Genomic DNA, 26,125 nt, shown 5'->3' with positions numbered 1-26,125 from the left:
CTTGGCCCAAATATGAATCTATTATTTCTTACCTGCTCTTTTGTTTAATTCTTCAATTGGCATATTCATCATTCTACCTACTGGAGTTTTACCTCTATAAGTAATTACTTTTAATACAGTAGCATCAATAGGAGGTACTAATGGCGCAGTGTATTTAGGATAGAAGCGATCTGGGAAAGAGTTATCGAAACTATAATAGATATCCAAACCTTCAACTTCAGTACTTAAACTTATTGATAATTGTCTATCAGCACTGCGTTTTACAGAGAAAATAGGATCATATACGCTTGGTGCATATTTGGTTTCAGCAATATCTAAACGTTTAAAATGTTGTTCTGTACGAGCAAAAAAGTTAGTCCAATTCTTCTTTTCTTTTGGGGACCATACCGATTCTGCAATGGCAAAACCACGTGGCCAAGTCATGTATTCTGCCTGACGAATGTTATATACTTGTTCTGTCCACAGATTAGCTTGTCCACCTTTGATATAAATTGGATTTACGCCTTCGGGTATAGGATCGAATTCATACGCTTTACTTAATCTAAGTGATGCATAAACTTTAGGTTCTGTAATGGCATCTGCTTGCATATAATCTATGTACGCATATTGTGTTGGACTCATTACTACTTCGTGACCAGCTTTTGCAGCTTCTGTACCATGTTGCATATTACGCCAACTCATTACTGCAGCAGTTGGAGATACACCGCCTTCTAAAACCTCATCCCATGCCATAAATTTTTTGCCTTTAGAAACGATTATCTGCTCTACTCTTTTTTCAAAATAGCCTTGTACTTCTGGAATGGTCTTTAAACCCTCACGCTTCATCAATTCTTTTATTTGATCATTCTTTTCCCAAAAATTACGAGCAACTTCATCTCCACCTACGTGTATATATGGAAAAGGAAACAATTTTGCAATTTGAGTAAATACGGTATCTAAAAAAACATATACTTTTTCATTAGCTGGGCACAATGTATTATCTACTAAGCCCAATGGAGGTGCACCACGGCTCCAGTCCATAATTTTTTCGCCACTGCGAACTTTATAGTTTACTGCTTCTGGTGTACAAGATAGTTCTGGATAAGAGGCTATTGCCGCCAAGCTATGGCCAGGAACATCTATTTCTGGCATAATATCTACAAAACGTTCTTTAGCATACGCTACCAATTCTTTAATATCTTCTTGTGTATAAAAACCTCCATAATTACGAGGCTCATCAGCAGTTGGTGGAATAAAATCTCCGAAAGAACCAACGCGTTTTACATTCCAAGCGCCTACTTCGGTTAGTTTAGGTAAGCCTTTAATTTCGATTCTCCATCCCTCATCATCCGCTAAGTGTAAATGCAAAACGTTGTATTTATAGCGCACCATTGCGTCTATATATTGCTTTACTTCTTGTTTAGTAAAGAAGTGCCTAGCTACGTCGAACATTAATCCTCTCCAACCTAAACGAGGATAATCGGTTATTTCTACGCAAGGCATCGTCCATTTGATACCTTTTACTTCTTCTTTGCTTTCTATTTCCTTTGGTAATAATTGCAACACTGTCTGTACGCCATAAAATAAACCTGCAGGCTTATTTGCTCTAATAGTTACTTGCTTTAAGCCTACAGTTACGTTGTAACCTTCAGCACCTAAAGTTGCATCTTGCTTTTCATTTAAAATTAACTTGAAAGTAGCGGTTGTAGTTGGTGTACTAATGGTACTTATATAATATCCAGTTGGAGTTGACAAACGCTCTTGCAAAAAAGCAACAGTTTGTTTTAACTCTGGAGATTTACTTGCTTGAATAACAATGTTTGCTGGCAAAACAAAATGCCCGGTTTGTTTAATAACTGAAACAGGCTCTGGAATAATAGCAATTTCACTATTAGTTATAGGTTCATTATTGGCAAAAGTTTCTGAATTACTTTCTATTGATTGGGCGAAAATGTTAATATTAACGAATAAAAGCAATAAAAACGGGACGGTAAATTTCATGTATGCTATAATTGGGATTAAACTTAAAACTGCAATTTATTAAATTCTTTTGTCATTCCGACTTTGGAGGAACCCTTTAATGAGATTCTTCGTTGCACTCAGAATGACAAATGTTGTTGATTATATATTAATAGGCTTTCTAACGGCATAGATTAATTCATCATAAACTGTTCCGTTTTTGTAAAAGGTTTCTTTAAGTTCTGCCTCTAATGTAAAACCAGTTTTTTCTAAAACACGTTGAGATTTGATATTGGTATCGAAGGTTCTAGCGTAAATTCGGGTAATATCAAATGTTTTAAAACCGTAATTGACCATTAATTTTATCGCTTCAGGAACAATTCCCTGCCCCCAATAATCTTCTGCAATCCAGTAGCCCATTTCTGCATTTTTACAATAGAAATCTGCTTGTGGATGAACGCCAATTGAACCAACAGCCTGACCTTTAATTACAATAGCAAATATTTGTAATGGATTAGCTGATAAAGCTAAATTAATAAAAGCTACACCATGATCTTGCGTATATGGGAATGGGAATTTGTTGCTTAAGTTTTTAGCGATGTTGTAATTATTAGCATGTTTTACTAAACTACTTAAATCGTTAAGATGGAAAGGCCGAAGTTCGAATTGCATACTTAAAACTTCATTTTACTTTCGCCAGCATCAACACCTTTCATGAATTTAATAATTCCTTTCATATAAGTTTGCTGATCATCATATAAACTCATATGACTTCCGTTTTTACAATACAAGTAACTACCATTTTTAAAGGCAGAAGCCATCCACTCCATATGCTTTGGATCCATAGTGTCATATTGTGCACCAATACTTAATGCAGGAACAGAAATATTTTTAAGTTGATCTTTTACATCCCATTTTAACAATTTTCCTGCAACACCAAATTCACTTGGCCCTTGCATTGTTACATATAATGATTGGTTCATTTTGCTGAAAGACCTTGTGATTGGCTCAGGCCATTTATCCAATGGAATACGGCAAATGTGTTTTGCATAAAAGTTTGGCATTAAAAGCCCCATGTATTCTGGATTTTCAAAATCATTTTTGGCTTCTAAATCTTTGATTTTTTTAACTACTTGAGGATCCATTTGCTTGGCCAATACTTCATCTGCATATTTACCATAATCTGGAACGCTAGACATCATATTGCTTATAATTAAGCCTTTTATATGTTGTTGGTATTTTAACGCATATTGCATGGCTAAAACTCCACCCCAAGAATGGCCAAGGATATAAAAATTATCTTTATCTAAATTTAGTGCAGTCCTTACTTGCTCTACTTCTTCAACGTAACGGCTCAAATCCCACATTGAAGTGTCTTTGGGATTATCAGAGTTGCCGCAACCCAACTGATCGTAATAAATAAATTCAATGCCTTCTTTTGGAAGAAAACTTTCCATGCACTCGAAATATTCATGCGTAGCACCTGGACCACCATTTAAAAGCAATAGTTTTATTTTAGGGTTATTGCCTACACGTTTTGTCCAAACGTTAAATTTGCCTTTAGGCGTTTGAATAGGAATAATTTTAACACCACCATCTAAAACGCCAGTATCTGTAGTGGAAAAATAAGAAAGTGTTTTATTTTCTTCAGTATTTTCTTCAGTATTTTTTGAAGTACATGAGCTAATTGCAAAACATAAACTTGCAGCTGCAAAATAGAGTAAGTTTTTGAAATTCATGATGTTGAGCATTAATTTAAAAGATGAAGATATAAAATCTAATTCTTAATACATCATCAAATTTTTATTTCAAGGCATCTAAAACTTTAAATAGCTTTTTGCTAATGCCACCACCGTTATAGTTATTGATATTAATTACAGCGATGTATTTGTTGCTATTTTTATCAGTGTAATATCCAGCATAAGCTGAAACATCATTGATGCTGCCACTTTTTAATTTCATACCATTATTCTCTGGAAATGAATTGTAATAAGCCGAAAACCAATCTTCTTTTTGCGCTTGAAACAGGATGGAAGCCATTGCTGAAGTAGTAACTCTAGTTCCAGGAGAAAGGCCGCTACCATCTAAAATATTTAAGGCATTTTTATCAATTCCTTTAGCTGCCCAAAAATTAATAACTGATGATGCACCATTTCTTGTGCTTGGTGTTTTTCCTAATTTCCAGGCAATAGTTTTAAGTAATTGTTCGCCGTAAAGATTTATACTTTTTTTGTTAAACCAATACACAATCTCACTTAAATCTGGCGAACTAATCGTTGCTAATTTTTGAGCTATTGTTGGTACAGCGCCACCTTCTAAGTTTAATCGTCTTGCAGTTGTAGCTTCTTTAGTACTTGTAATATTTAATCTTGATAAGGTATCTTGTAAACGATATGCCGCATCATAAGCAGGGTCAGGTAGGGCCAATGAAATTCCAGCTTTACTGATACCCATTCCCCAAGTGCCACGCAGATAAGCTAAATTACTGTATGGAGGTAAAAAAGCATAAGCATTGTCTCCAGAACCTGATGAGCCAGTTTTAAGTTCGTTTACTATTTTTAAATATGGCATTGCTGGAACAACTTTTTGAATACTAACTTCTGATCCAGTACTTCCGCCAGGCTTTAAATGAATATCAAATTGATTTTCTCTCCAAGCCAGTGCCGAACTTCCTGCTCCATAATAGTTGCCCATATCTTGCCAAATCCAACCTTCGGGCATAGTTTGGGTGCCAAATAAACTATCATCTCCAATTACTGATCCATCTATTTTTTTAATTCCAGCAGCTTTAATTGCATTTACCCAAGCAGTTAAAACTACATTCTCTTTAGTTTGTTCGTAACGCCATGAACCTAAAGTTGGGTCGCCACTACCTGTAATAATTAAATCACCTTGTAAAGTTCCATCTGCTGTAATTTTACCACTGTAAGCTAATGTAGTTTGATATTTGAAATCTTTTCCCAAAACACTAAATGCAGTAGCCGATGTAATCGTTTTTAAAGTAGAAGCGGTAGCTAAACCAATGTTTTCATTTTTAGCAAAAATTACTTTTCCAGTTTGTGCATCAAGTACGCAAAGCGATGTAATGGCATATTTTGCTTGGGGATCATCTACTAAATTTTGGTAAGCCTGTTCTAATTTTGCAATTGGAAATTGAGCAAAGCTTGCTATTGAACAAAATAAAAGAAGGAGCTGGAGCTTAAAAATTTTCATACTATAAGGATTAATCAGTTATCAAACGAAGTTATACTAAAAAAGTGATGCATAAATACATCACTTCTAAATAAATTCACTGTTGAATTATATTATACCAATTCTTTTCTCACCAGATATTCGGCAATTTGAACAGCATTTGTAGCTGCACCTTTACGCAAATTATCAGCAACAATCCACATGTTTAAAGTATTTGGCATCGATTCGTCTCTACGAATACGACCTACAAAAACTTCATCTTTTTCATGTGCATCTTTTGGCATTGGATATTTTAAGTTGGCAATATCGTCTACCACAATAATGCCTTCTGTTTTTTCTAATAAAGAAGTCACTTCAGCTAAATCAAATTCATTTTCAAATTCGATGTTTACTGATTCTGAGTGACCACCCATTACCGGAATACGAACGGTTGTAGCAGTTAAACGAATATTTTCATCGCCCATAATTTTACGGGTTTCGTTTATCATTTTCATTTCCTCTTTTGTGTATCCATTTTCTGTAAATACATCAATTTGAGGAATAACATTTAAATCGATTTGGTATGGATAAGCCATTTCGCCATCAAAATTACCACTACGCTCATTCATCATTTGGTCAACAGCCTTAACACCTGTTCCTGTAACTGATTGATACGTAGAAACAACTACACGTTTAATTTTATATTTATCGTGTAATGGTTTTAAAGCAACTACCATCTGAATAGTGGAGCAATTTGGATTCGCAATAATTTTATTATCCAATGATAAAATATTTGCATTAACTTCTGGCACAACTAACGGAATGTTTGGATCCATTCTCCAAGCGGAAGAATTATCAATGACTGTTGTACCTGCTTCTTTAAAACGAGGAGCATGTTCTAAAGATGTATTTCCACCAGCAGAAAACAAAGCAATATCCGGGCGCATTCCAATCGCAGTATCCATGCTAACGATTGGAAACTGTTTACCCTTAAACGTAATTAACTTACCAACGCTCTTTTCAGAAGCAACTGGGATTAACTCTGTCAATGGGAAATTTCTTTCTTCCAATACTTTTAACATTACGGTACCTACCAACCCGGTGGCACCTACTACTGCAACTTTCATTTTTTCTCTGTTTTTTATTATATTTAGTAAATTCTTAATATCTACCAAATATGAGAAAAAGTTTACTTTTTTTAATGTTGCTGAGTGTTAAACTTACATTCGGCCAAGTTTCTGATGACTTTAGTGATGGAAATTTCACTGCAAACCCAAGTTGGCTAGGAAGTACATCACTGTTTAATATTAATGCTGCAAAGCAATTAAAGTCTTCGTTAAGTTCTACTGCTCAAACAGTTACCTTGTTTACTGCAAACACGTATGCCACAAATACGAAGTGGGAATGTACTGTACAATTGAGTTTTGACCCTTCGGCAACTAACCAGGCAAGAATTTATTTAATTTCTGATCAGCAGGATTTAAATGGGCCTTTAAATGGATATTTTGTCCAAATTGGAGAAAGCGGAAACATGGATAGTTATGATTTGTACAAACAAACGGGTACAACCATCAGCAAAATTATTGATGGCCCTTCAAAAATGAGAGTGGATGCAAATAATCTTTTAGCTCGTATTCGTGTAACCAGAAATGATGCTGGAAAATGGGAATTGTACACAGACATAACTGGAGGAACAACTTATGTGCTGGAAGGAAGTGCTACTGATTTAACGTTTACCAATTCGGACTGGTTTGGTGTATTTTGTAAATATACAGCCACAAGATCGAGTGGTTTTACCTTTGATGATTTTAGCATTACGGAATTAGTTCCAGATACCACACCACCGACTTTACTAAGTGCAAAAGTACTAGATGAACTAACTGTTGAAGCTATTTTTTCTGAACGATTGGAATCTTCTTCAGCCTTGATGGCTAGCAACTATGCGATTGCTAATTTGGGCAATCCAATTTCAATAACCGCTTCAACCTTGCCAAATGCTTACAATTTAACCTATGCTTCAGCTTTGCCAACTGGCGATTACAAGTTAGAAGTTAACAATGTAAAGGATTTGAAAGGAAATGCAATTGGCGCTAATAACAAAACTTCATTCTTTTATTTGAAACCATATACGCTAAAAAAAGGAGATATATTAATAAGTGAAATTTTAGTTAATCCTAGAGTGGGAGGTGTTGATTATATAGAAATTTACAATAACACAAATCAAATTTTAGATTTAGCAACACTACAATTAGCTAATGCTGATGTAAGCGGTAATCCGGCTAATATTAAAAACGTGAGTGCAACATCTTTATATATGCCTGCCAAAACATATTGGGTTTTAACGACTAAACCTGATGTAGTAAAGGAGCAATATAATGCAAAATTTCCTAACCAGTTTGTACAAATGAGCAGCTTGCCATCTTATAATAATGATAAAGGTGCTGTAATTGTAATGATATCTCAGGAAATCTTGGATCAATTGGATTATACTGAAAAAATGCACATTGCTCTTTTACAAAATGCAGATGGTGTGGCTTTGGAAAGAGTATCGTTTACTAAATCGTCTTCAGCAATGGGTAATTTTAAATCTGCAGCAGCCACAATTGGTTTTGGTACTCCAACTTATCGAAACTCACAAGAAGAAGATCTTACACATATTAAAAATAACGTAAGTTTAGCTAGTAAAACTTTTTCTCCAGATGGCGACGGCTTTGAAGATGCATTGCAAATTGATTACCAGTTTGTGAGCAATGGAAACTTAGCCAGCGTTAACATTTACTCAGATAAAGGAGTGCTGATTCGCAAATTAGAAAGAAATGCAACTATTGCAACTGCTGGAAGTTTTACGTGGGATGGAATGAACGATAATGGCCAACAAAGTAAGGTGGGTATTTACGTGATTAAGTTTGATGCTTTTGCCTTAGATGGTAAGGTAGAACACTTTAAGCAAACTTGTGTTTTAGCAGCAAAGCTAAATTAGCCGCTTAATAATCATAAATTTTTTTAAACAATATGAAAACGTGTTTGTTGTTTTTAAAAAAAGAGGTGATTATGAAATATGGAAAATTAATAGGGAAAATTCTTTCTCAAAAATCAAATAATAATGGCCAAGTGGCCGTAGCAATTGTTGCAGGTTTAGCTGCAGGAGCAATAATAAGTATGTTATTTGCGCCAGAAAGTGGTAAAGATGCACGTAAATTAATTGGTGATAGAGCTAAAGGCTTAGGAAGCAGTGCTAGAGATACTTACGCTGCATTAAGAAATAAAATTGTAGGTAACGATTTCGAAGAGCACAAAGATGGTGTTGCACCAGAAGTTCCACATTTTGTTCGTACACCAGTTAAAAAACGTAAATCAGATATTAGAGATATCATTCACGAAAGTCATGTTGAAGAACAACATACTAACCAATCAACAAACTAATTATTGGTTGATTAGTATGTAACTATTAGTTCACAATCAATTGATTTTATAACAATTGATTGTGAACGTAATTGAAACTAGTTTTGATGGAGCCTAATTCATCAGGCTTATAGTTAAATTCGTGTTCTACAAAATAATGTTTAACACCCGCCATTTTTGCACCACTAAATATCGATTTAAAATCAACAGCTCCTTGTCCAACTTCTGTATTTAAATCGTTTTTGGTTTTATCCATATCCTTTATGTGCCACATTGTAAAACGATGTTGGTGAGTTTTAAAAAGTGATAATGGATCAACTCCAGATCTTGCTACCCAATATAAATCCATCTCAAAATCGACAAGATTTTTATCTGTTTCAGTTAACAAAATTTCATATCCAGTAGTGTTACCAAATTTTGTAAATTCAAAATTGTGATTGTGGTAAGCCAATCTTAATCCAGATGCTTTACATAGAACGGCAGCCTCATTAAGTTTAGCAGCAATTTTCTTATAATCATCTGCTGATTTTCTCAACGAATCTCCTAAATACGGAACTGTTACATATTCACCTCCAGTAATATTTGCTGCTTCGATATATGATTTTAATTCATCGCTATTTTTACCTGCAATAAAATTATCCATTCCATAATGTCCGCTTGGAGCTACCATGCCATTAGCTTTTAATAAATTACTAAAAGCTTTTGCATCTAATCCCCAAAATTTATCTTTCACAGAATAACCATACGTTTCTACTTCTTTATATCCAATTGCGGCAACTTTTTCAATTATTCCTTTGATATCGTTTTTAATGATATCCCTTAAACTGTATAACTGCAAACCTACAGGATGCTTAGCAACAGGTGTACATGCAAATGATGGCGCTACCGCAACTGCAGCAGCTATTAATCCTGTTTGTTTGATAAAGGTTCTTCTTGAATTCATGAGGTTTACAATTAAATTTTAATTAGGCAGTAGCTTCTGGTTTAGTTTTATCATTAAATAAAACGGCGAATAATATAAATACAACAAATGCAATTCCGGCAGGGATAATCCAGATCATTTTCCAATTTTCCTCGCCACCAACTTTATACATTTCTGTAATTTGCCCTGCAACCATAAAGCCAATAAGCATGCCAATACCGTAGGTGGCTAGTGTAATTAAACCTTGTGCAGAACTTTTAAATCTCTCTCCAGCTTTAGAATTAGTATAAATTTGACCAGATACAAAGAAAAAGTCATAACAAATTCCATGTAATGCTATTCCAATTAATAACATAAAACTTAATTCCCCTGCATTACCATAAGCAAATAAAATGTATCTAACTGCCCATGCAAGCATACCTACAAGGATAGTTTTTTTAAACCCGAATTTTTTAAAGAAAATAGGAATAAACAAGAGAAAAATCACTTCAGAAGCCTGTCCGATTGTCATTTTTCCAGTTGGATTATCCACGCCTATTTTAGATAAAAACAAATTCGCATTTTGATAGTAAAATGCCAATGGAATACAGATTAAAATAGAGGAAACAAAAAAGATTAAGAAGTTTTTATCTTTTAAAAGTTTCAAAGCATCAAGTCCTAAAATATCAGATACGGTTACTTTTTCGCCTTTTGCAACTTTAGGTGGAGTTTTAGGAAGCATAAAACTAAATAACCCTAGTACTAAAGAAGCAATTCCAGCCATAAGGAAAGTATTTCTTAACAATCCAGCGGTAGTATTTTCTTGAGAATCCCAATGGAAAAAATAGCTAATTAATAATCCTGCTGCAATCCAGCCTAAAGTTCCCCAAATTCTAATGGTAGAAAACTCTTTTTCTGGATCCTGCATCTGATTAAAAGAGACAGAATTTACTAATGCCAATGTTGGCATATATAAAATCATATAACCAAGCACATAAGGATAAAATACTGCTATATCAGTTGCATTATACATCTGATACATTAAAATGGCTCCAACAATATGCAAAACACCTAAGATTTTTTCGGCATTAAAATATCGATCTGCAATTAATCCAATAATAAAAGGAGCAATGATAGCTCCCCACGATTGAGTTGAAAAAACCGAACCAGTTTCTGGACCAGATGCTTTTAAATTTGTTGCTAAAAATGTGCCTAGTGTTACAAACCATGCTCCCCAGATAAAAAATTCTAGGAACATCATGAAAGATAATTTAATGCGGGTTGTTGAGTTCATTTCTATGTTTGGTTAGATTTAGTTTTATAATTCTTTAATTGATATGTTTCTATACCACACTTCATCTCCGTGATCTTGCAACGAAATTTTTCCAGTTTTATAGGTTCCAAAACCTTCCCACTTAGCAAATTTACTTCCAGCAATTAAGGCTTTCCAATTGTCATCCCACATGGTGGTGTTTACTACTTTTACACCATTTAAAATGAAAGTTAATTTTCCATTATCACTAATAATTTCTGATTTATTCCATTCACCAACTGGTTTTACTGGTTCTACATCGCTTTTAACCATGTCATATAAATTTCCAGCCCTGTGTTTAGTTATTTTCCCATCAGGATGGCCGTCATTATCTAACACTTGCATTTCTGGACCTGTACTATACGTTTGACCGTATTTTGGGTCTTCGTGAATATAAAATATAACTCCGCTATTAGATTTTGGAGCAACTTTCCATTCTAATTTTAGATGAAAATTGGTATATTCTTTATTAGTTACTAAATCACCACCTCCATCTTTACCTTTTGTTTTTGGGTCTAAATGTATAGCGCCATCTTGAACTTGCCAAGCACTTCCAACTGTGGTTTTTCCATAGGTATGCCAACCCGATGTGGTTTTTCCATCAAAAAGTGGAGTAAAACCTTTTTTTGCTTTTGTGGTTTGAGCAGTAGAACTGCAACCCATAACCACTAATACTAATCCCGATATGATATACTGTTTCATTTTATTAAATTTAATGTTCCGCAATTAAGCACCTAACGTCCAACCTTTACGGTACTCTCTTTTTACAAATTGGTTTACTTCATCAAAGTTGGTTACTTTCATATTGTCATTATCCCACAATAATTTTTTGTACCTGCCAGGATAAATTGTTTTACCTTCTGCATTTTTACCTTGAATATCTGCTGCACGTATAGCAAGATTAGCCATTAACAACGCTTCAGTTAATGGACCAGCAATTTCAAATGGCGAACTCAATTCATTTTTACCATAACCTGCAATAGCAGCTTCAACCCATTGTGCGTAATGTCCATCCGCTTCGCCTTTAACACGAGCAAATTTCTCTTTTACTTTGATATCTGCATTTTTAGATAAAGGCAACAAGCGTGGGTTTGCACTATACGTGCTACTCATCATTTTACCTTTTGTGCCGATAAATAAAGTTCCGTTTCCACCATCGCCAAAAACTTCATTTGCACCTAATTCTTCTGGCCTCTCAGGTTGTATACCTCCATCCATCCAATGTACTGTGACTTCACCTTTGGTTTTAGGAGTTTTAGGAAATTTTAAAGTTACATGGCTAGAAGGAGGGCAGCTATCAGGGAAATATCCACGTTTAAATTCATCAACATACACCGAACCTACGCTCGCTTGAACTTCAGTTGCATATTTTAATCCTAAAACACTGAATGGAGCTTCTAGTAAGTGACAGCCCATATCGCCCAATGCACCAGTTCCGTAATCCCACCATCCACGCCAGTTAAATGGCACTAATTTATCTACATAATCTTTATAAGGAGCAGTTCCTAACCATAAATCCCAATCTAGTTCTTTAGGAATGTCGGCTTTATTTGCCGACCATGGAATACCTTGTGGCCAAACAGGTCTGTCCGTCCAAGCGTAAATTGTATGTACATCACCAATTAAACCAGCATCGTACCACTCTTTCATTTGTCGCGGGCCATTATTTGAAGCACCCTGATTACCCATTTGAGTAACCACTTTATATTGTTTAGCTGCAGCTGTTAAAGTGCGAGCTTCAAAAATATCGTGTGTAAGTGGTTTTTGTACATATACGTGTTTGCCCAATTGCATTGCGGCAAGTGTTTGTATGGCATGATTATGATCAGGAGTTGAAACGGTAACCGCATCAAAATTTTTATGCTCTTTATCGAACATTTCTCTCCAATCTTTATAGAATTTAGCTTTAGGAAAACGTTTAACACTATTTGCCGCCCGACGAGTATCTACATCACATAAATAAGCAATATCAGCTTTGCCACTTTCAGATATTAAACGAAGATCTGAATCACCTTTACCGCCAACGCCTACACCAGCAACAATTAGCCGATCACTTGGTGCTAAAAATCCTTTACCGCCCAAAACATGACGAGGAACGATCATAAATGCAGCTGATGCAATTGCTGTGGTTTTTAAAAAACTACGTCTACTGCTTGCTTCTGACTCTTTTTTTGCCTTATCCATTTTAAAATTTTTAAAGGTTAATCTTATTTTTTCAGCGTTAAAATATATTTTACCATTGATTTGGCTTCGTCATTTGTTATTTTAGTGTGTGGTGTCATTGGAATATTTCCCCAAACACCTTTACCGCCTTTCACAATTTTATCGGCTAATAAATTTATATTTTCATCTGTAGAAGGATATTTTGCTGCAATTTCTTGGTAAGCTGGACCGATTAATTTATCTTCTTTATGATGACAACCGATACAATCTGATTTCACAATCAATAATTCTCCTGGTTCCATTGCTGGCTTAGATTCGCTTGAAGCAGGAGTGGTGGTCGAAGCTGTTTCTGAATTAGAAGTTGAGCCACCACATGCAGCTAATAAAAAGGTAATTGCGCTTAAAAATAAAAGTGTTTTTTTCATCTGTGTTAGTATTATATGCCTAAAATATTCTTGTTAAAATTTGCGTCCCCACCTGCCGATGCGAAATCATCAAATGCTTTATTGGTAACTGGTATGATGTGATTTTTGATAAATTGAGCACCTTCTCTTGCGCCAGTTTCCGAATCTTTAATACAACATTCCCATTCCATTACTGCCCAGCCTTTGTAATCGTATTGAGCTAATTTGCTAAAAATGCGTTTAAAATCTACTTGTCCATCGCCAGGAGAACGGTATCTACCAGCTCTGTTTGCCCAACTTTGGTAACCGCCAAACGTTCCTTGTTTACCTGTCGGATTAAATTCTGCATCCTTAACATGAAATGCTTTTATTCTTTCATGATAAAAATCGATGTATTGAATATAATCTAATTGTTGTAATACAAAGTGCGAAGGATCGTACAATAAGCAGGCTCTTGCATGGTTATTTACTTTGGCTAAGAACATTTCGTAAGTTTCCCCATCAAATAAATCTTCTCCCGGGTGAATTTCATAACAAACATCCACGCCACAATTATCAAACTCATTTAAAATTGGTAACCAACGTTTTGCTAATTCTGTAAATCCATCCTCAACCAATCCCTCTGGCCGTTGTGGCCATGGGTGAAAAGTATGCCATAATAAAGAACCGCTAAAAGTTGCATGCGCTTTTAAACCCAAATTTTGAGAAGCTTTAGCAGCATATTTTAATTGCTGCACCGCCCATTCTGTTCTTGCTTTGGGGTTGTTTTTAACCTCATCTGCCGCAAAAGCATCAAATAATTGATCATATGCTGGATTAACAGCTACTAATTGTCCTTGTAAATGTGTAGAAAGCTCGGTAATTACTAGCCCATAAGAAGCTACTTTTGCAGTCAATTCATCAGCATAGGTTTTACTTTCCGCAGCTAATTTTAGATCAATAAATCTCTTGTCAAGAGTTGGCATTTGAATGCCTTTAAAACCTAAGTTAGCGGCCCATTTGCATATTCCATCTAACGAATTAAATGGGGCTTCATCTCCAATAAATTGGGCTAAAAATACGGCTGGTCCTTGTATTGTTGTCATTCTTTTTAAATTTTAAAATCGTACCATTTCTGATCAGATTTACTTGAAGCTACCACATTTTCTATAAAAGCCATTCCACGAACACCATCTTCTGCATTAGGAAAATCAAGCATTTCTGCTGAAGGCTTTTCTCCATTTTGTTTAGCCATTAAGGTTAATGCAAAATTCTTATAGATATTGGCAAATGCTTCTAAATATCCCTCTGGATGACCTGAAGGTGTTCTTGTATTAAATTTAGCAACGGCTGATAAATAATTGTTGCCCGTTTTATAAACTTGTGTTGGTTGGTCAAGCCATTTAATAAGTAAGGTATTTGGCTCTGCCTGATGCCACTCTAGTCCACCTTTTTCGCCATAAATTTTAATTTTTAGAGCATTTTCTTCTCCAGCGGCGATTTGAGATGCCATTAATGTTCCGTTTGCACCATTGTTAAATCTCAATAGTACATTTCCATCATCATCCAACGCTCTGCCTTCTACAACACAATTTAAATCGGCACAAATTTTTTCAATTTGTAATCCCGAAATATATTCTGCTAAATGAGCTGCATGTGTACCAACATCAGCCATGCAACCGCTAATGCCACTTTTTTTTGGATCAGCTCGCCAAGCTGCCTGTTTATTATCAGCAGATGCTGGCATACTTAACCAACCCTGCGGATACTCTACACAAACTTTTCTGATTTTACCAAACGCCCCATCTTTTACCATTTGTTTTGCATGTTTCACCAATGGATAACCAGAATAGGTGTGAGTTAAGCAGACCAATAATCCAGTTTCTGTAGCTTTTTGCTGTAATGCTTTTGCTTCTGCTAATGTTAAGGTAATAGGTTTATCAATTACCACATGAAATCCATTTTCGAGCGCTAACATAGCTGGTTCGAAATGAACATTATTTGGCGTAACAATGCTTACAAAATGCATTCTTTCCGATTGAGGAAGTTTGCTTTCTGCTTTAATCATTTCTTGATAGTTGATATATATTCTATCTTCTGGCAAGAATAGTTCTTTTCCAGAGGAAATTGCATTTTCAGGATTAGCACTTAACGCACCGCAAGACAACTCAATTAAACCATCCAAACCTGCAGCCATGCGATGAACGGCGCCAATGAAAGCACCTTTTCCACCGCCAATCATCCCCATTCTTATTTTTCCTGTAGTCATTAAATATTGCCTTTTTTCAATTCAGTAACCGCAAAATCACATGCTCTTGCAGTTAAAGCCATATAAGTTAATGAAGGATTTTGACAAGCTGTTGAAGGCATACATGAACCATCAGTTACAAATACATTTTTAACTTCATGCATCTGATTCCATTTATTTAGCACTGAAGTTTTAGGATCTAAACCCATTCTTGCTGTTCCCATTTCGTGAATAGCCATACCTGGCATAGAACCATTATCGTATGTTTTAACATTTTTAATCCCGGCATCTTCTAACATTTCAGCCGCGTCGTTCATCATATCTATACGCATTTTAGCTTCATTGTCTTTAAACTCACAGTCGATAGCCAACACCGGTTGACCCCATTTGTCTTTTTTAGATTTGTCGATATACACTCGGTTTTCGTGGTATGGAAGTGATTCTCCAAAACCGCCTAAACCCATACTCCAAATTCCAGGTGTACTAATTAAATCTTTAAAATCTCCACCAAAAGCTAATTCAGCAATATCATTATGCCATCCAGAACGACTTGCACCTCCTTGATATCCAAAACCACGAACATAATCGCGTTTATCGTTACCTACATTTCTATAACGTGGAATGTAAACACCATTTGCTCTTTTTCCATAGGTATATTTATCATCAAAACCTTCTGCTTGGCCAGAAGCTCCGCAACGGAAATGATGATCCATTAAATTATGACCTAATTCGCCACTACCATTCCCTAATCCATTTGGATGTTCTGGTGATGTTGAATTTAATAACAAGAATGTACTACCTAAAGTAGAACCATTCACAAAAACTATTTTGGCAAAATATTCAATATGCTCATTAGTTTCCGAATCGATAATTCTAACCCCTTTCGCTTTTTGCGTTTCCTTGTCGTAAATAATTTCGTTTACTAAAGAAAAAGGCCTCAATGTTAAATTCCCCGTAGCTACTGCTGCTGGTAAAGTAGATGATTGTGTGCTAAAGTAAGCTCCAAAAGGGCAACCGCGACTACATAAATTTCTATACTGACAACTTCCTCTTCCACCATGTTCTACTGTTAAATTTGCAGTGCGACCCATGGTCATAATACGACCTCTGTTGTATTTTTTTTCTATGCGTTCTTTTACAGATTTTTCCACGCAATTCATTTCCATTGGAGGTAGAAAATGTCCATCTGGGAAATGTGGATAGTTTTCATTTGAACCGCTAATCCCAGCAAATTTCTCTACATAATCATACCATGGAGCAATGTCTTTATAGCGAATTGGCCAATCTACACCATGTCCGTCTTTTGCATTTTCTTCAAAATTAAGGTCACTTAAACGGTAACTCTGACGGCCCCACATTAATGATTTTCCACCGACGTGAAAACCACGATACCAATCGAACCTTTTTATCTCAGTATAAGGGCAATCTAAATCATTTACCCAAAAACTTTCATTAAATTCTTGGTAAGGATAATCTCTTTTTTGTACAGGGTGAGATGCTTTTTGCGCTTCTGTTAACCTTCCGCGGTGCTCAAATTCCCAAGGCTTTTTCATTGCCGTGGTATAATCTTTAATATGTTCTATATTTCTACCACGTTCTAGTAGGAGCACTTTTAACCCTTTTTCTGTTAATTCTTTTGCTGCCCATCCACCACTAATCCCAGATCCTACAACAATTGCATCATATGTGTTTTGTGCGGTTGCTTTTGTATTTAAATTCATTATAAAATGATAATAAGGTTTATGCCCAAACTCTTTGACCAGGTTTAAGGTCTACACATCCATCGTAACGACCAGGTATTTGTACATATTCATAAGCTTGCGTAGCGCCAACTTCTGATGTAAAATAACCTAGCATCGTTAAATCTCTTGCAATGGCAAAAAACTGTGGTGTAGTTTTCTGAGGGTCTTTAACAGCGGTTGGATTAGCTCTCTCTTTCTCTGGCTTATTTCTTTCGATATCCATTTCTAGTTTCATAGCTTTTTCATTAGCGTCACTTTCTACTTTTTGAGCAGCTACAGTTTCATCTCTAACTTTAGTAATTAGTTGCTCTCTTTCTTTCACTGAAATTTCAAGAAATGATTTTCCGAAGTCCTTTTTAGATCTTGTTTCAATATTTTCTAAACCTTTTACAAAAGCTTTCTGTGCATCTTCAGGATAACATTCTTTTATCATCATTGAAATGAATGGTCCGACGTTGGCAGCTTTTGCACCTGGAGATTTTGCAGTTGTAGGGATGATGATATCAGCTATCTCTGAAATTAGTTTTTCTTGGTCTGAGGTAAATAAGTTTTCACTATTTTTTCCAGGTTCATTGCAGCTATCAAATAAAGTGGCAATTGTTGTGGCTGATAGGGCTCCACCAATTAAAAAAGCTACACTTTTTACGGCTTCTCTTCTGTCCATATGATTTGGTTAGGTTTTTATGTTCCAAAGGAACTCCATTGGAGCAATTAAATTAAGTAAAATATATCAACATAAAGAACCTCATCTTAAAATATATAAAGATTTTAGCTTTTAATATTGTACAAAATACACTTAGGGGTACTGTAAGGCAAATAAGACTTTGTAAAAATTAGTTTACATAATAAAACGTTTTACTTATTAACACATTTGCAGATTTTTTTACCTTTGCTGCATTACCCACATTTTATGATCGAAAAAATATTAGTACTTGGCTCTAATGGGCAAATTGGTACCGAATTAGTTACAGCTTTACGTAAGGGTTATGGAAATGATAATGTTGTTGCATGCGATATCCGTAGGCCTGATTATGAAACAAAAAATGCCGGTCCTTTTGAATTTGTAAATGTATTAGACAAGGAAATTTTAAAAGAGATTTTTCAAAAATATAAACCAACGCAAGTTTATTTGCTAGCTGCACTTTTATCAGCCACAGGCGAGCAGAATCCAAAATTAGCTTGGGATTTGAATATGAATGGTTTGCTAAATGTGTTGGATTTAGCACTGATATATAAAACGGCTAAAGTATACTGGCCAAGTTCAATTGCCGTTTTTGGTCCAAATTCTCCAAAAGATCATACACCACAATATTGCACCATGGATCCAAATACGGTTTATGGTATTAGTAAACTGGCTGGCGAGCGTTGGTGTGAATATTACAATCAGAAATATAATTTAGATGTGAGAAGTATTCGTTACCCTGGATTAATTAGTTGGAAAGCGGCACCAGGCGGAGGAACAACAGATTATGCAATTCATATTTTTCATGAAGCTTTAAAAAAAGGAAGTTATTCATCGTTTTTATCAGCTACAACAGAATTGCCAATGATGTATATGGATGATGCAATTCGCGGAACAATAGAATTGATGGATGCTCCGGCAGAAAAAATTTCTATTCGTTCAAGTTATAATTTTGGCGGAGTTAATTTTACACCAGAAGTATTAGCCGCAGAAATTCGTAAACATATACCAGATTTTAAATTATCTTATACAGAAAATGATCCACGTCAGGAGATAGCTAATAGTTGGCCAAAATCAATTGATGATAGCTTTGCTAAAAAAGATTGGGGTTGGAAACCTGAATTTGATTTATCAAAAATGACGGAAGACATGTTAACGAATTTAAAAAAGGGATAAAACCAACTAAAAGCAGAATAAAGTATTCAATACTATAAATAATGGGAAGAGCATTCGAATTTAGAAAAGAAAGAAAATTTAAACGTTGGGCCAAAATGGCCGTTCAGTTTACCCGTATTGGTAAAGATATTGTAATGGCGGTTAAAGATGCCGGCGCAAATCCTGAAACAAACTCTCGTTTAAGAACAGCAATGCAAAATGCAAAAGCTGTAAATATGCCTAAAGATAGGGTAGAAGCTGCAATTAAAAGAGCTTCTGATAAATCACTGGCGAATTATGAAGAACTGGTTTATGAGGGCTATGCTGCACATGGTGTTGCTGTCTTGATTGAAACTGCAACAGATAATACCAACCGCACAGTAGCAAATATTCGTAGTTATTTTAATAAGACTAATGGAACTTTAGGCAAAACTGGTTCACTAGACTTTGTGTTTAATCGTAAATCTATTTTTAGGTTCGTACCTGCGGAAGACTTAGATTTAGAAGAACTAGAATTCGAATTAATTGATGCAGGTTTAGAAGAGTTATATGTAGAATCTGATGAAGAAGGTAATGATATTGCAGTAGCTCAAGGTGCTTTTGAAAATTTTGGCTCGTTACAAAAGGCTTTAGAAGAAAAAGGAATTGAGTTAAAGAGTTCTAAATTAGAGCGCATTGCATTATCACATCATGCAGTTTCTGAAGAACAGGCAGTTGATGTATTAAAGCTGATTGATAAGTTAGAGGAAGATGATGATGTTCAAGCTGTTTACCATAATATGGCAGAATAATAATTGAAAATTAAAAGAAAAGGCTTCGAATATTCGAAGCCTTTTCTTTTATAGTTACTGTTGTTTACTAAATAACCAAGGAATTAAATTAGGTTCTGCAAATGTAGAATCCCAACTGTTATGATTGGCTTTTAAGTAGATGGTGTATTTTGGCTCATGCCCTAATTTCTTTAATTCTCTATACACATTGTAAGATAATTGTGGATTTACAACATCGTCCAATCCTCCATGGAAGATCCATAAAGGCACATTTTTATATTTTTTTGCATTTGTAGGATTATCGCCTCCACAAATCGCGAATGCAGCGGCAAAGAGGTGTGGCTTTCTTCTCAAAATTTCAAACGTTCCCATTCCGCCCATAGATAAACCCCCTACATAAACTTTATTTTTATCAACAAAAGATTGATTTACGAATTGATCGGTTAATTTTAGTAAAAGCGCCATCGATTTTGTAGGTTCACCGCTTTTTTGAAAAGTGAAAAAACGTTTACCACTTACTTCTTCGATTTCTACATTAGACCAATAGCTATTCTCGGCACATTGAGGAAAAATAACAATAGCAGGATAGTTTTTTCTAAATTCATCTGTTAAAAATAACTTACCGCCATGTGTTAACTGTTTTTCATTATCGTTTCCTCTTTCGCCACTTCCATGTAAGAAAAAAACAACAGGATATTTTTTTGTAGCATCAAAGTTTTCAGGATATAAAATTCTGTACTTCAATGTATCATTAGCAAAAACGAAATTCTCTTTTTTATACTTTGATATATCTTGAGCAAATGCTGAAAAAAGTGTTAAACAGCAAATTAAGAAAGGGATTATTTTTTTCATTATTTAACTAATTTAAAGTCAGCTTCTTTTACATCTCTAACATTTGGTCCAACAAATACTTTAAAATCACCGGGTTCAGCTACAAATTTAAGCTCACTGTTGTAAAATTTCAAATCTTGTTCAGTTAGGTTAAATGTAACTATTTTGCTTTCACCAGGCTGTAATTTAATTTTTTGAAATCCTTTTAGCTCCTTAACAGGTCTGGTACTAGTACCAATTAAATCACGAGTATACAGTTGAACTATTTCTTCGCCAGCCAAATTACCAGTATTAGTTACTGTTATCGTAGCCGTTATTTTCTGACCAGGTTTTAATGTGTTCGAACTCAGTTTTAAATCGCCGTAGGTATAGGTAGTATAGCTTAACCCAAATCCAAAAGGGTATAATGGCTCATTACTTACATCTAAATAATTTGAACGGAAACGATAAAACCAATTTTGCTCTGCTAAAGGTCGACCAGTGTTTTTATGGCTATAATACAATGGAATTTGTCCAACATTTTGAGGGAAAGTTACAGTTAGTTTCCCTGAAGGGTTTGCATCCCCAAATAAGACATCCCCAATTGCTCTGGTTGCTTCAACACCGCCAAACCAAACATTTAAAATTGCAGGAACATTCTCACTTTCCCACTTCAACGTCATTGGTCTGCCTGCAAATAGAACCAACACCACAGGTTTGCCAGTTTTTAATAAAGCTGCCAATAATTTTCGTTGTGTTTCAGGAATTCCGATATCTGTACGACTTGAACTTTCTCCACTCATTTCAGATGCTTCGCCTAAAGCTGCAACAACAACATCTGATTTATTAGCAGTTTTTACGGCCTCAGCAATTATTTCTTCTTCAGGTCGATTATCTCTTGGGATATCCCTGCCATGAGCTGTTGCCCAAGCTTGTTGATTTGCATCTGCGATTAAGTTTGATCCCAATGCATGCAAAATTTTCACATTTTTACCTGCCACTTCTGTTAAACCTTGCAATAAAGTTGGCACATTCGCTAAATCAGCATTTACACTCCAAGTCCCAGGCATATTTGAGCTTGTGTTAGCCAAAGGGCCAATTAAAGCTATTGTTCCCGATCTTTTTAAGGGTAAGGTTTTATTATCATTTTTTAACAAGACAAAAGTTTTGGTTGCTGTTTCTCTAGCGAATTTTAAATTAGCAGGAGTTAAGATCTCGGTTTTAGCACGTTCTTCGTTACAGTATCTAAAAGGATCCTCAAATAAACCTAATTTATATTTTGCCTCTAAAATTAAGCGACAAGAGTTGTTTATTTGAGCAATAGTTACTTTGCCTTCTTTTAACGATTGCTTTAAGGTAGATAAATAACCTTCACTCACCATATCCATATCAGTACCTGCTTTGAGTGATAAAGCAGAAACAGTTTTTAAATCACCTAAACCATGATTGACCAATTCACTTACGCCGGTATAATCTGAAGCCACAAACCCCTTAAATCCCCATTGTTTACGTAAAACATCTGTTAAGAGCCATTTATTAGCAGTTGCAGGTACACCATTAATGTCATTAAAAGAAACCATAAAACTTCCAGCTCCAGCATCAAGCGCAGCTTTGTAAGGGGGTAAGTAATCGTTATACATTCTGTCCAAACTCATATCAGTCGTATTATAATCTCTTCCGGCTTCTGAGGCACCATATAATGCAAAATGTTTTACACAAGCCATAATGGTGTTGTATTTAGATAAATCATCGCCTTGATATCCTTTAACCATTACTTTGGCAATTTGCGAACCTAGATAAGTATCTTCACCACTTCCTTCAGCAATTCTTCCCCATCGGGCATCACGAGCAACATCCACCATAGGTGAAAATGTCCAGTTTAAACCATCGGCACTAGCTTCAATTGCAGCAGTACGAGCAGTTTTCTCAATTAAAGGTAAGTCCCAACTGGCAGCTAGAGCTAAAGGAATTGGGAATGTAGTTTTATAACCATGAATTACATCCTGCCCAAAAATTAAAGGAATTTTTAAGCGACTTTTCATGGCAATTTCTTGAGTTTTACGAATTTTCTCCGGAGTTGTCATGCTGAAAATTCCTCCAACATTGCCTTTTGCAATTTTAGCTTCTACATCAGTACTTACAGCAGCACCTGTTGTAGCTTCTCCGCCAGTAACTAAATTTAATTGACCAATTTTTTCATCGACGGTCATTTTTGACAGCAAGTTATTTATGAATGTATCCATTTTTTGCTGCGCAGGATTTACTGTTTTCTTTTGCTGAGCAGAAATAGAATTTGAGATAAGAGCGGCTAATAAAAGAAGGTAGCTGAATTTTTTCATTGTATTGTGTTTTGTATTCAAATTTTATTTTTTGTAAGTGAAGCCAAGTTTGTCTAAGCCTGTTTGAACTTCCGGGCAACTCATAAATAAGTTCCATAATAACCCAGTTCTTCCATTTTCAATCATGATTATTATAGGGCCTTGATCAATGCCTAAATATCTTTTAGGATACCAATTTGCTGTTTCGCTATAGGCATCATAAAATCCATATTCACCCCAAACTTTGTCGCCTAAATCTTCATATAAATGTCTAATCATTTTCATTGATTCATTAGGTGTATATGGATAAGAAGCTAGCGCTGCGGTTGGAGAAATTACCCCTAAGTCATTTGAAGGGCTATGTGCAGAATATCCGTTTACAGAATAGCTTGCGGTAAAACCCCAAGAATCTGCGCCATATCCTTTGTACTTTTTAGGGTTTTCTAGGGCATAATCGTAATGAATTAAGGCATGATTTGTATTTTCTTTCCAATAATCTGCATATCGATCTTTTAATCCTTTTGGATTTAATCCTAAATAAGAATATTGAGCCCAAAATAAAGGGCCAACATTATTTTTTTCGCCATTATGTGCTAATTTGATCTCATGACCGTACAACTTGAAGTCTGTGTTGATACCGCCACTTTTAGCCCAGCCCTTATGGTAAACTTCTGCAGGAATGGTATGAGTAGGAGAGGCTGCAGCCATAATGTACATTATTAAACATTCATTATAACCCGTAACTGGAAAATTCATTTTCCAACCAATATTAGGCGACCAATGCCAATACAATACATTTTTTCCGCCGTTGCGATACCAATCAAAATCTACTTCTTTCCATAATTTATCTATTTGTGCTGCTAGGGCTTTTTCTTTCTCATTACCATCTTTAAAGTATTGGCGAACACAAATTAATCCTTGCATTAAAAATGATGTTTCAACTAAATCTCCACCATCGTCATTTTTTCCAAAAGGTTTTACTTTTCCAGAGGGATAAATCCAATGTGACCAAGCTCCGTGAAAGCGATCTGCTTTTTGGAGGAAATCTACGTTCTTTTGTAAACGCTCAAAGCCCTGTTCTCGGGTAATAAATTTGCGTTCGATAGCAACCAAAATTGACATTACTCCAAATCCGGATGCTCCTGTGGCAATAACATTCTTGTCATTTTGTTCGTAAATATTATCACTATGGTATCTCTCTCTTGCTAAACCTGAAATAGGTTCTGCACCATCCCAAAAATAATTAAAGGTTTGTTTTTGGACTAAGGTTAATAATTCTTCGTCACTCAATTTTTTCTTGACGACAGTATTTCCTTGCTGCAGATTACAACTGCTTAGTATTAAAAGTAAAATTGATATAGAGATAAATTTCATTTGTGTTCTTTGAGTATAGAGGATTGATTTTATAAATTTGGACTAGTAAAGCCTAAGCCTTTCATTCCCATTTTTATTTCTGGTGCGCTCATAAATAAATTCCAAAGCAATTTAGTGCGATGGTTTTCTATCATGATGATAATCGGTCCCTGATCTATTGCTAATGTTGATGAAGCAAACCATGGGTCGTTTAATTTAAAGGCATCTACAAAACCATAGTCTTTCCAAATTTTATCACCTAGTTTATAATAGAAAAATTTAAGTGCCGCCATCGATTCTGTTGGTGTATAAGGGAAAGATGACAAGGCTGCAGTCGGAGCAATTACGCCCAAATCATTCGATGGAGAACTAGCTGCATATCCATTTGGAACGTCACTAGCGGTAAGTCCCCAACATTCAGCACTGTAACCCACATTTTTTGCGGGATTTGCAACACAATAGTTGTAATTAATTAAGGTATGTGCTTTAGTTTGGGTTTCATAATTAGCATAAGTATCCACTAAACCCATTGGATTTACACCTAAAAAAGTATAGTGTGCTAGGAATAACGGTCCACCATTTGCCACACCCAAAGGCAATTGTACACCGTAATATGTATTTCCGTTTTTCATTGCACCACTTCTTGCCCAACCTAAATCATAAACTGATTTTGGAATGGAGTAAGTAGGTGATGATGCCGCCATGATATAGGTGTTTAGCGCTTCATTCCATCCTTGTAATGGTAAATTCATATCCCAATTATAGGTCGGGCTCCAATGCCAATACAATACATTTCCACCATCTTTTCTAAACCAAGACCATTCAACTCCGTTATAAAGATTGGTAATATCGTTTCTTAAGGTAGTTTCTGCCGCATCATTACCAGTAAAATATTGTCTAGCGGTAATTAGACCTTGCATTAAGTAAGAAGTTTCGACTAAATCGGCACCATTGTCTTTTGTACTGAAAGGAATTACTTTCCCAGTATTTCCGTCTAACCAATGTGAATAAGCTCCATGAAAGCGATCTGCATTTTTTAGAAAAGCTACAATTTTTTGCAGTCGAGCTAGACCTTCTGCTCTCGTGATAAAATTTCTACTAATCCCAGTTACAATGGCCATAACGCCAAATCCGGATCCTCCTGTTGTTACAACATCTCCAGAAGTATTTCTTTCTCTTGCTAAGCCACTAGTCGGATGCCCAAAATCCCAAAAATATTTGAAAGTTTGTTTTTGAACTAAAGTGAGAAGTTCATCATCAGTAATTCGAGGAAATTTGTCTGTGTTATCAAGCCCTGAAACTAATGTAATATTAACAGGGTTGATTAAATTCCCTCCACTAGCAGATTTTAATTGATCGTTAACTGAAAGAGTATAAGTGCCAAACGAAGCTAAGTTATCTTTAGGACTTATATTAACTACTTTGTTGTCATCTTCATAAGTAGTGATGATAGTAATAACTGTTCCAGAAGCATCTTTAAATATGATGCTATTTTTTACTGTTGTTGGGTTTACTGGCTCGGTAAAGTTAAATTTTATAACTGGTTTAGGGCTAAGATTGATATACTTTAAAGTACCATTATTACTGCCATTAACAGTGAAATATAAAGATGTGTCTTTATTTATTGGATTATCAGAGCCTTTTTTTTTGCAAGAATACAACGCACATGCAACAATAATAGCCAACAAATAAAATTTACCATTAGTAAAATAGTTAGACAACTTCATATAATTATGTTATCGGAGTGAAAAAGGACACAGCATTTCAAACTGTGCCC

At 35.3% G+C, this 26,125-nt stretch carries 22 protein-coding genes; 4 read left to right on the top strand and 18 right to left on the bottom strand.

Annotated elements, in window-relative coordinates:
• Window positions 1-21: 21 nt before the first annotated feature.
• The 5 genes from HQN85_RS12450 to HQN85_RS12430 all read right to left on the bottom strand — a co-directional run bounded on the left by HQN85_RS12450 (window position 22) and on the right by HQN85_RS12430 (window position 6,236).
• The gene (locus tag HQN85_RS12450; RefSeq protein WP_173272713.1) at window positions 22-1,980 is read right to left on the bottom strand and encodes a beta-N-acetylhexosaminidase; all 1,959 of its coding nucleotides are present in this window, start codon (window positions 1,978-1,980) and stop codon (window positions 22-24) included.
• A 120-nt stretch (window positions 1,981-2,100) separates the two neighbouring features.
• A complete protein-coding gene (locus tag HQN85_RS12445) occupies window positions 2,101-2,610 on the bottom strand; it encodes a GNAT family N-acetyltransferase (RefSeq protein ID WP_173272711.1) in 510 nt (169 codons plus the stop codon).
• 2 nt (window positions 2,611-2,612) lie between these two features.
• On the bottom strand, window positions 2,613-3,677 hold the full coding sequence (locus HQN85_RS12440; RefSeq protein ID WP_173272709.1) for a proline iminopeptidase-family hydrolase: 1,065 nt from the start codon (window positions 3,675-3,677) through the stop codon (window positions 2,613-2,615).
• A gap of 64 nt (window positions 3,678-3,741) precedes the next feature.
• Window positions 3,742-5,151, bottom strand: coding sequence for a D-alanyl-D-alanine carboxypeptidase/D-alanyl-D-alanine endopeptidase (dacB, locus tag HQN85_RS12435; RefSeq protein ID WP_173272707.1), 1,410 nt, complete (start codon window positions 5,149-5,151; stop codon window positions 3,742-3,744).
• Between the two features lie 92 nt (window positions 5,152-5,243).
• Window positions 5,244-6,236: an aspartate-semialdehyde dehydrogenase gene (locus HQN85_RS12430; protein ID WP_173272705.1), complete on the bottom strand. Its 993-nt coding sequence runs from the start codon at window positions 6,234-6,236 to the stop codon at window positions 5,244-5,246.
• 50 nt (window positions 6,237-6,286) lie between these two features.
• On the opposite strand from HQN85_RS12430, the gene HQN85_RS12425 reads away from it, so the two are divergent.
• Window positions 6,287-8,089 carry a FlgD immunoglobulin-like domain containing protein gene (locus HQN85_RS12425; protein ID WP_173272703.1) on the top strand — a complete coding sequence of 601 codons (1,803 nt, stop codon included), beginning with the start codon at window positions 6,287-6,289 and terminating at the stop codon, window positions 8,087-8,089.
• A gap of 71 nt (window positions 8,090-8,160) precedes the next feature.
• Window positions 8,161-8,532 (top strand): YtxH domain-containing protein, encoded by a 372-nt coding sequence (locus HQN85_RS12420; protein WP_216847280.1) that lies wholly within the window; start codon window positions 8,161-8,163, stop codon window positions 8,530-8,532.
• Between the two features lie 46 nt (window positions 8,533-8,578).
• Here HQN85_RS12420 and HQN85_RS12415 read toward each other — a convergent pair whose 3' ends face one another.
• The 9 genes from HQN85_RS12415 to HQN85_RS12375 are packed head-to-tail and all read right to left on the bottom strand — an operon-like array spanning window position 8,579 to window position 17,924.
• Window positions 8,579-9,454: a sugar phosphate isomerase/epimerase family protein gene (locus tag HQN85_RS12415; RefSeq protein WP_173272699.1), complete on the bottom strand. Its 876-nt coding sequence runs from the start codon at window positions 9,452-9,454 to the stop codon at window positions 8,579-8,581.
• 22 nt (window positions 9,455-9,476) lie between these two features.
• The gene (locus tag HQN85_RS12410; protein WP_173272697.1) at window positions 9,477-10,706 is read right to left on the bottom strand and encodes a nucleoside permease; all 1,230 of its coding nucleotides are present in this window, start codon (window positions 10,704-10,706) and stop codon (window positions 9,477-9,479) included.
• A 24-nt stretch (window positions 10,707-10,730) separates the two neighbouring features.
• Window positions 10,731-11,426, bottom strand: a complete 696-nt coding sequence (locus HQN85_RS12405) for a 3-keto-disaccharide hydrolase (RefSeq protein ID WP_173272695.1) — start codon at window positions 11,424-11,426, stop codon at window positions 10,731-10,733.
• A gap of 24 nt (window positions 11,427-11,450) precedes the next feature.
• Entirely contained in the window at window positions 11,451-12,908 is a 1,458-nt protein-coding gene (locus tag HQN85_RS12400) for a Gfo/Idh/MocA family protein (RefSeq protein WP_173272693.1), read from the bottom strand.
• Between the two features lie 23 nt (window positions 12,909-12,931).
• On the bottom strand, window positions 12,932-13,312 hold the full coding sequence (locus HQN85_RS12395; RefSeq protein WP_173272691.1) for a c-type cytochrome: 381 nt from the start codon (window positions 13,310-13,312) through the stop codon (window positions 12,932-12,934).
• Window positions 13,313-13,323: 11 nt separating this feature from the next.
• Complete coding sequence (locus tag HQN85_RS12390) at window positions 13,324-14,376, bottom strand: sugar phosphate isomerase/epimerase family protein (RefSeq protein WP_173272690.1); 1,053 nt, start codon at window positions 14,374-14,376, stop codon at window positions 13,324-13,326.
• Window positions 14,377-14,381: 5 nt separating this feature from the next.
• A complete protein-coding gene (locus HQN85_RS12385; protein WP_173272688.1) occupies window positions 14,382-15,539 on the bottom strand; it encodes a Gfo/Idh/MocA family protein in 1,158 nt (385 codons plus the stop codon).
• Window positions 15,539-17,239, bottom strand: a complete 1,701-nt coding sequence (locus HQN85_RS12380) for a GMC oxidoreductase (RefSeq protein WP_173272686.1) — start codon at window positions 17,237-17,239, stop codon at window positions 15,539-15,541. Before HQN85_RS12380 ends, HQN85_RS12385 begins: the two co-directional genes overlap by 1 nt.
• 19 nt (window positions 17,240-17,258) lie before the next feature.
• A complete protein-coding gene (locus HQN85_RS12375) occupies window positions 17,259-17,924 on the bottom strand; it encodes a gluconate 2-dehydrogenase subunit 3 family protein (RefSeq protein ID WP_173272685.1) in 666 nt (221 codons plus the stop codon).
• A 246-nt stretch (window positions 17,925-18,170) separates the two neighbouring features.
• Here HQN85_RS12375 and HQN85_RS12370 point away from each other — a divergent pair, with 246 nt between their 5' ends.
• Both HQN85_RS12370 and HQN85_RS12365 read left to right on the top strand, forming a co-directional pair.
• On the top strand, window positions 18,171-19,118 hold the full coding sequence (locus HQN85_RS12370) for an NAD-dependent epimerase/dehydratase family protein (RefSeq protein WP_173272684.1): 948 nt from the start codon (window positions 18,171-18,173) through the stop codon (window positions 19,116-19,118).
• A gap of 41 nt (window positions 19,119-19,159) precedes the next feature.
• Window positions 19,160-19,888, top strand: coding sequence for a YebC/PmpR family DNA-binding transcriptional regulator (locus tag HQN85_RS12365; RefSeq protein WP_173272683.1), 729 nt, complete (start codon window positions 19,160-19,162; stop codon window positions 19,886-19,888).
• A 54-nt stretch (window positions 19,889-19,942) separates the two neighbouring features.
• Here the strand turns inward: HQN85_RS12365 and HQN85_RS12360 are convergent, their stop codons facing one another.
• From HQN85_RS12360 to HQN85_RS12345, 4 genes are read right to left on the bottom strand one after another with little or no spacing between them, the layout of a single operon-like run.
• On the bottom strand, window positions 19,943-20,719 hold the full coding sequence (locus HQN85_RS12360) for a carboxylesterase family protein (protein ID WP_173272682.1): 777 nt from the start codon (window positions 20,717-20,719) through the stop codon (window positions 19,943-19,945).
• Complete coding sequence (gene bglX, locus HQN85_RS12355) at window positions 20,719-23,016, bottom strand: beta-glucosidase BglX (RefSeq protein WP_173272681.1); 2,298 nt, start codon at window positions 23,014-23,016, stop codon at window positions 20,719-20,721. Before bglX ends, HQN85_RS12360 begins: the two co-directional genes overlap by 1 nt.
• Window positions 23,017-23,040: 24 nt before the next feature.
• Window positions 23,041-24,369: a glucoamylase family protein gene (locus HQN85_RS12350; protein WP_173272680.1), complete on the bottom strand. Its 1,329-nt coding sequence runs from the start codon at window positions 24,367-24,369 to the stop codon at window positions 23,041-23,043.
• Window positions 24,370-24,398: 29 nt separating this feature from the next.
• Window positions 24,399-26,075 carry a glucoamylase family protein gene (locus HQN85_RS12345; protein WP_173272678.1) on the bottom strand — a complete coding sequence of 559 codons (1,677 nt, stop codon included), beginning with the start codon at window positions 26,073-26,075 and terminating at the stop codon, window positions 24,399-24,401.
• Between the last annotated feature and the right edge of the window lie 50 nt (window positions 26,076-26,125).

Source organism: Pedobacter boryungensis (assembly GCF_013204825.1).
GTDB classification, from domain to species: domain Bacteria; phylum Bacteroidota; class Bacteroidia; order Sphingobacteriales; family Sphingobacteriaceae; genus Pedobacter; species Pedobacter boryungensis.
This window is presented reverse-complemented; position numbering and strand designations above follow the sequence as displayed.

Excerpts from the sequence above, each read along its gene's own strand:
- HQN85_RS12450 (WP_173272713.1), bottom strand. The coding sequence starts at position 1,980 with ATGAAATTTACCGTCCCGTTTTTATTGCTTTTATTCGTTAATATTAAC.
- HQN85_RS12445 (WP_173272711.1), bottom strand. The coding sequence starts at position 2,610 with ATGCAATTCGAACTTCGGCCTTTCCATCTTAACGATTTAAGTAGTTTA.
- HQN85_RS12440 (WP_173272709.1), bottom strand. The coding sequence starts at position 3,677 with ATGAATTTCAAAAACTTACTCTATTTTGCAGCTGCAAGTTTATGTTTT.
- dacB (WP_173272707.1), bottom strand. The coding sequence starts at position 5,151 with ATGAAAATTTTTAAGCTCCAGCTCCTTCTTTTATTTTGTTCAATAGCA.
- HQN85_RS12430 (WP_173272705.1), bottom strand. The coding sequence starts at position 6,236 with ATGAAAGTTGCAGTAGTAGGTGCCACCGGGTTGGTAGGTACCGTAATG.
- HQN85_RS12425 (WP_173272703.1), top strand. The coding sequence starts at position 6,287 with ATGAGAAAAAGTTTACTTTTTTTAATGTTGCTGAGTGTTAAACTTACA.
- HQN85_RS12420 (WP_216847280.1), top strand. The coding sequence starts at position 8,161 with ATGAAATATGGAAAATTAATAGGGAAAATTCTTTCTCAAAAATCAAAT.
- HQN85_RS12415 (WP_173272699.1), bottom strand. The coding sequence starts at position 9,454 with ATGAATTCAAGAAGAACCTTTATCAAACAAACAGGATTAATAGCTGCT.
- HQN85_RS12410 (WP_173272697.1), bottom strand. The coding sequence starts at position 10,706 with ATGAACTCAACAACCCGCATTAAATTATCTTTCATGATGTTCCTAGAA.
- HQN85_RS12405 (WP_173272695.1), bottom strand. The coding sequence starts at position 11,426 with ATGAAACAGTATATCATATCGGGATTAGTATTAGTGGTTATGGGTTGC.
- HQN85_RS12400 (WP_173272693.1), bottom strand. The coding sequence starts at position 12,908 with ATGGATAAGGCAAAAAAAGAGTCAGAAGCAAGCAGTAGACGTAGTTTT.
- HQN85_RS12395 (WP_173272691.1), bottom strand. The coding sequence starts at position 13,312 with ATGAAAAAAACACTTTTATTTTTAAGCGCAATTACCTTTTTATTAGCT.
- HQN85_RS12390 (WP_173272690.1), bottom strand. The coding sequence starts at position 14,376 with ATGACAACAATACAAGGACCAGCCGTATTTTTAGCCCAATTTATTGGA.
- HQN85_RS12385 (WP_173272688.1), bottom strand. The coding sequence starts at position 15,539 with ATGACTACAGGAAAAATAAGAATGGGGATGATTGGCGGTGGAAAAGGT.
- HQN85_RS12380 (WP_173272686.1), bottom strand. The coding sequence starts at position 17,239 with ATGAATTTAAATACAAAAGCAACCGCACAAAACACATATGATGCAATT.
- HQN85_RS12375 (WP_173272685.1), bottom strand. The coding sequence starts at position 17,924 with ATGGACAGAAGAGAAGCCGTAAAAAGTGTAGCTTTTTTAATTGGTGGA.
- HQN85_RS12370 (WP_173272684.1), top strand. The coding sequence starts at position 18,171 with ATGATCGAAAAAATATTAGTACTTGGCTCTAATGGGCAAATTGGTACC.
- HQN85_RS12365 (WP_173272683.1), top strand. The coding sequence starts at position 19,160 with ATGGGAAGAGCATTCGAATTTAGAAAAGAAAGAAAATTTAAACGTTGG.
- HQN85_RS12360 (WP_173272682.1), bottom strand. The coding sequence starts at position 20,719 with ATGAAAAAAATAATCCCTTTCTTAATTTGCTGTTTAACACTTTTTTCA.
- bglX (WP_173272681.1), bottom strand. The coding sequence starts at position 23,016 with ATGAAAAAATTCAGCTACCTTCTTTTATTAGCCGCTCTTATCTCAAAT.
- HQN85_RS12350 (WP_173272680.1), bottom strand. The coding sequence starts at position 24,369 with ATGAAATTTATCTCTATATCAATTTTACTTTTAATACTAAGCAGTTGT.
- HQN85_RS12345 (WP_173272678.1), bottom strand. The coding sequence starts at position 26,075 with ATGAAGTTGTCTAACTATTTTACTAATGGTAAATTTTATTTGTTGGCT.